Annotated in this window: 2 tRNA genes and 3 rRNA genes; all 5 read left to right on the top strand. The window is 50.7% G+C overall.

What is annotated here, in order from left to right:
* Nucleotides 1-234 precede the first annotated feature (234 nt).
* The 5 genes from GYX91_RS10960 (at nucleotide 235) to rrf (ending at nucleotide 5,455) form a co-directional block, all read left to right on the top strand.
* A 16S ribosomal RNA gene (locus tag GYX91_RS10960) occupies nucleotides 235-1,774 on the top strand.
* 77 nt (nucleotides 1,775-1,851) lie between these two features.
* Nucleotides 1,852-1,928 (top strand) — tRNA-Ile (locus GYX91_RS10955).
* Between the two features lie 16 nt (nucleotides 1,929-1,944).
* Nucleotides 1,945-2,020 (top strand) — tRNA-Ala (locus GYX91_RS10950).
* 326 nt (nucleotides 2,021-2,346) lie between these two features.
* Nucleotides 2,347-5,236, top strand: a 23S ribosomal RNA gene (locus GYX91_RS10945).
* Between the two features lie 105 nt (nucleotides 5,237-5,341).
* Nucleotides 5,342-5,455: ribosomal RNA gene (gene rrf, locus GYX91_RS10940) — 5S ribosomal RNA — on the top strand.
* Together the 16S, 23S and 5S rRNA genes with 2 tRNA genes alongside form the textbook arrangement of a ribosomal RNA operon.
* Nucleotides 5,456-5,479: the final 24 nt, after the last annotated feature.

Below are 5,479 nucleotides of genomic sequence, written 5' to 3'. Positions count from 1 at the left end.
GGAGGCGTATAGTTCGCCTTCTTCGCTGATGACGCGACACGAAACAAACGCACAGTTTAAAGTAGAACGCAGTCGAAAGCAACGCTCTTTAACAGAACAGATTACCGATAAGTGTGAGTGCCAAGCGGCCTCACACTGATTCAGAGAGACAAGATAAAAACATTTCTTGTCAATAACTTTGAAGCAGACCAGTGAAACCGGAGGGAACTTCGGGATTACAAAAAAGCTAAGATTAAACATAAGAGTTTGATCCTGGCTCAGATTGAACGCTGGCGGCATGCTTTACACATGCAAGTCGAACGGCAGCACGGAGAGCTTGCTCTCTGGTGGCGAGTGGCGAACGGGTGAGTAATGCATCGGAACGTACCGAGTAATGGGGGATAACTGTCCGAAAGGATGGCTAATACCGCATACGCCCTGAGGGGGAAAGCGGGGGATCTTAGTGACCTCGCGTTATTTGAGCGGCCGATGTTGGATTAGCTAGTTGGTGGGGTAAAGGCCTACCAAGGCGACGATCCATAGCGGGTCTGAGAGGATGATCCGCCACATTGGGACTGAGACACGGCCCAAACTCCTACGGGAGGCAGCAGTGGGGAATTTTGGACAATGGGGGGAACCCTGATCCAGCCATGCCGCGTGTCTGAAGAAGGCCTTCGGGTTGTAAAGGACTTTTGTTAGGGAAGAAAAGCCGGGTGTTAATACCACCTGGTGCTGACGGTACCTAAAGAATAAGCACCGGCTAACTACGTGCCAGCAGCCGCGGTAATACGTAGGGTGCGAGCGTTAATCGGAATTACTGGGCGTAAAGCGAGCGCAGACGGTTAATTAAGTCAGATGTGAAATCCCCGAGCTCAACTTGGGACGTGCATTTGAAACTGGTTAACTAGAGTGTGTCAGAGGGAGGTAGAATTCCACGTGTAGCAGTGAAATGCGTAGAGATGTGGAGGAATACCGATGGCGAAGGCAGCCTCCTGGGATAACACTGACGTTCATGCTCGAAAGCGTGGGTAGCAAACAGGATTAGATACCCTGGTAGTCCACGCCCTAAACGATGACAATTAGCTGTTGGGACACTAGATGTCTTAGTAGCGAAGCTAACGCGTGAAATTGTCCGCCTGGGGAGTACGGTCGCAAGATTAAAACTCAAAGGAATTGACGGGGACCCGCACAAGCGGTGGATGATGTGGATTAATTCGATGCAACGCGAAGAACCTTACCTGGTCTTGACATGTACGGAATCTCTTAGAGATAGGAGAGTGCCTTCGGGAGCCGTAACACAGGTGCTGCATGGCTGTCGTCAGCTCGTGTCGTGAGATGTTGGGTTAAGTCCCGCAACGAGCGCAACCCTTGTCATTAGTTGCCATCATTAAGTTGGGCACTCTAATGAGACTGCCGGTGACAAACCGGAGGAAGGTGGGGATGACGTCAAGTCCTCATGGCCCTTATGACCAGGGCTTCACACGTCATACAATGGTCGGTACAGAGGGTAGCGAAGCCGCGAGGTGAAGCCAATCTCAGAAAGCCGATCGTAGTCCGGATTGCACTCTGCAACTCGAGTGCATGAAGTCGGAATCGCTAGTAATCGCAGGTCAGCATACTGCGGTGAATACGTTCCCGGGTCTTGTACACACCGCCCGTCACACCATGGGAGTGGGGGATACCAGAATTGGGTAGACTAACCGTAAGGAGGTCGCTTAACACGGTATGCTTCATGACTGGGGTGAAGTCGTAACAAGGTAGCCGTAGGGGAACCTGCGGCTGGATCACCTCCTTTCTAGAGAAAAGAAGGGGCTGACTGGCATTCACACTTATCGGTAAACTGAAAAGATGCGAGAAGAGACTGAATAAACTGGGTTTGTAGCTCAGCTGGTTAGAGCACACGCTTGATAAGCGTGGGGTCGGAGGTTCAAGTCCTCCCAGACCCACCACTTATTTAAGGACAGAGGGGGCATAGCTCAGTTGGTAGAGCACCTGCTTTGCAAGCAGGGGGTCATCGGTTCGATCCCGTTTGCCTCCACCACCACTCTGAGGAGAAGGGGTTCAGTAAAATACTTTGGAAATTAAAGGCAGTTCAGAGAGCTGATTTTAATTTGCGAAGTAACGCATCGATCTTTAACAAATTGGAAAGCCGAAATCAACAAACAAAGATTGGAGCATAGAACTGATTCTGGAGACAGAAGAAGAGAAGTGCTGCAAGAATTGGGTGATGATTGTATCGCTGAACAACGAGCACAAAAGGCGTTGTTCAGACAACCAAAGCAGTAAGCTTTATGAGAGTAAAGGCCTTAAGTCAGAGATACTAGTCAACGGTATGCTGACGAAGTCAGGAGGTTCTTGAAATGATAGAGTCAAGTGAATAAGTGCATCAGGCGGATGCCTTGGCGATGATAGGCGAAGAAGGACGTGTAAGCCTGCGAAAAGCGTGGGGGAGCTGGCAATAGAGCTGTGATCCCGCGATATCCGAATGGGGAAACCCACCATGTATAAGCATGGTATCCTGTACTGAATACATAGGTACAGAGAAGCGAACCCGGAGAACTGAACCATCTAAGTACCCGGAGGAAAAGAAATCAACCGAGATTGCGCAAGTAGTGGCGAGCGAACGCGCAGGAGCCAGTATATGATAGTCACTGAGATAGAAGAACAAGCTGGGAAGCTTGGCCGCAGAGGGTGAAAGCCCCGTATTCGAAATTTCAGAGGCGGTACTAAGTATACGACAAGTAGGGCGGGACACGAGAAATCCTGTCTGAAGATGGGGGGACCATCCTCCAAGGCTAAATACTCATCATCGACCGATAGTGAACCAGTACCGTGAGGGAAAGGCGAAAAGAACCCCGGGAGGGGAGTGAAACAGAACCTGAAACCTGATGCATACAAACAGTGGGAGCGGAGGAATCCGTGACTGCGTACCTTTTGTATAATGGGTCAACGACTTACATTCAGTAGCGAGCTTAACCGATTAGGGGAGGCGCAGGGAAACCGAGTCTTAATAGGGCGTTGAGTTGCTGGGTGTAGACCCGAAACCGAGTGATCTATCCATGGCCAGGTTGAAGGTGCCGTAACAGGTACTGGAGGACCGAACCCACGCATGTTGCAAAATGCGGGGATGAGCTGTGGATAGGGGTGAAAGGCTAAACAAACTCGGAGATAGCTGGTTCTCCCCGAAAACTATTTAGGTAGTGCCTCGAGCAAGACACTGATGGGGGTAAAGCACTGTTATGGCTAGGGGGTCATTGCGACTTACCAACCCATGGCAAACTAAGAATACCATCAAGTGGTTCCTCGGGAGACAGACATCGGGTGCTAACGTCCGGTGTCAAGAGGGAAACAACCCAGACCGCCAGCTAAGGTCCCAAATGACAGATTAAGTGGTAAACGAAGTGGGAAGGCTCAGACAGCCAGGATGTTGGCTTAGAAGCAGCCATCATTTAAAGAAAGCGTAATAGCTCACTGGTCGAGTCGTCCTGCGCGGAAGATGTAACGGGGCTCAAATCTGTAACCGAAGCTGCGGATGCCAGTTTACTGGCATGGTAGGGGAGCGTTCTGTAGGCCGAAGAAGGTGTGTTGAGAAGCATGCTGGAGGTATCAGAAGTGCGAATGTTGACATGAGTAGCGATAAACAGGGTGAAAAGCCCTGTCGCCGAAAACCCAAGGTTTCCTACGCAACGTTCATCGGCGTAGGGTGAGTCGGCCCCTAAGGCAAGGCAGAGATGCGTAGTCGATGGGAAACAGGTTAATATTCCTGTACTTGATTCAAATGCGATGTGGGGACGGAGAAGGTTAGGTCATCGATCTGTTGGAATAGATCGTTTAAGCCGGTAGGTGGAGCACTCAGGCAAATCCGGGTGCTCAACACCGAGAAGTGATGACGAGTGTCTACGGACACGAAGTGACTGATACCACGCTTCCAGGAAAAGCCACTAAGCTACAGTTTGAATGAAACCGTACCGCAAACCGACACAGGTGGGTAGGATGAGAATTCTAAGGCGCTTGAGAGAACTCAGGAGAAGGAACTCGGCAAATTGATACCGTAACTTCGGGAGAAGGTATGCCTCTTATGGTGAAGGATTAACTCTGTAAGCTATGAGAGGTCGCAGAGAATAGGTGGCTGCGACTGTTTAATAAAAACACAGCACTCTGCAAACACGAAAGTGGACGTATAGGGTGTGACGCCTGCCCGGTGCTGGAAGGTTAATTGAAGATGTGCAAGCATCGGATCGAAGCCCCAGTAAACGGCGGCCGTAACTATAACGGTCCTAAGGTAGCGAAATTCCTTGTCGGGTAAGTTCCGACCCGCACGAATGGCGTAACGATGGCCACACTGTCTCCTCCTGAGACTCAGCGAAGTTGAAATGGTTGTGAAGATGCAATCTCCCCGCTGCTAGACGGAAAGACCCCGTGAACCTTTACTGTAGCTTTGCATTGGACTTTGAAGTCACTTGTGTAGGATAGGTGGGAGGCTAAGAAGCAGGAACGCTAGTTCTTGTGGAGCCGTCCTTGAAATACCACCCTGGTGACTTTGAGGTTCTAACCCGGATCCATAATCTGGATCGGGGACCGTGCATGGTAGGCAGTTTGACTGGGGCGGTCTCCTCCCAAAGAGTAACGGAGGAGTTCGAAGGTTACCTAGGTCCGGTCGGAAATCGGACTGATAGTACAATGGCACAAGGTAGCTTAACTGCGAGACCGACAAGTCGAGCAGGTGCGAAAGCAGGACATAGTGATCCGGTGGTTCTGAATGGAAGGGCCATCGCTCAACGGATAAAAGGTACTCCGGGGATAACAGGCTGATTCCGCCCAAGAGTTCATATCGACGGCGGAGTTTGGCACCTCGATGTCGGCTCATCACATCCTGGGGCTGTAGTCGGTCCCAAGGGTATGGCTGTTCGCCATTTAAAGTGGTACGTGAGCTGGGTTTAAAACGTCGTGAGACAGTTTGGTCCCTATCTGCAGTGGGCGTTGGAAGTTTGACGGGGGCTGCTCCTAGTACGAGAGGACCGGAGTGGACGAACCTCTGGTGTACCGGTTGTGACGCCAGTCGCATCGCCGGGTAGCTAAGTTCGGAAGAGATAAACGCTGAAAGCATCTAAGCGTGAAACTCGCCTGAAGATGAGACTTCCCCAGGGATTTAATCCCTCTGAAGAGACGTTCGAGACCAGGACGTTGATAGGTCGGGTGTGGAAGAGTGGTAACACTTGGAGCTAACCGATACTAATTGCTCGTGAGGCTTGACTCTATCATTTGAAGAACTTCGTGCAGAAAATGCACAGAGAATGATAAAGCTTACTGATGAATACACATCATCACCGAGATTAAGGCTTTCTGATTTGACAGTTTAATGTCTGGCGGCCATAGCGGGTTGGTCCCACGCCTTCCCATCCCGAACAGGACCGTGAAACGACCTAGCGCCGATGATAGTATGGATTGCCCATGTGAAAGTAGGACACCGCCAGACTCCCTATAGAAGAACCCGGTTGAT

The sequence above is a fragment of the Snodgrassella sp. ESL0304 genome, from assembly GCF_013344995.1.
GTDB lineage: Bacteria > Pseudomonadota > Gammaproteobacteria > Burkholderiales > Neisseriaceae > Snodgrassella > Snodgrassella alvi.
This window is presented reverse-complemented; position numbering and strand designations above follow the sequence as displayed.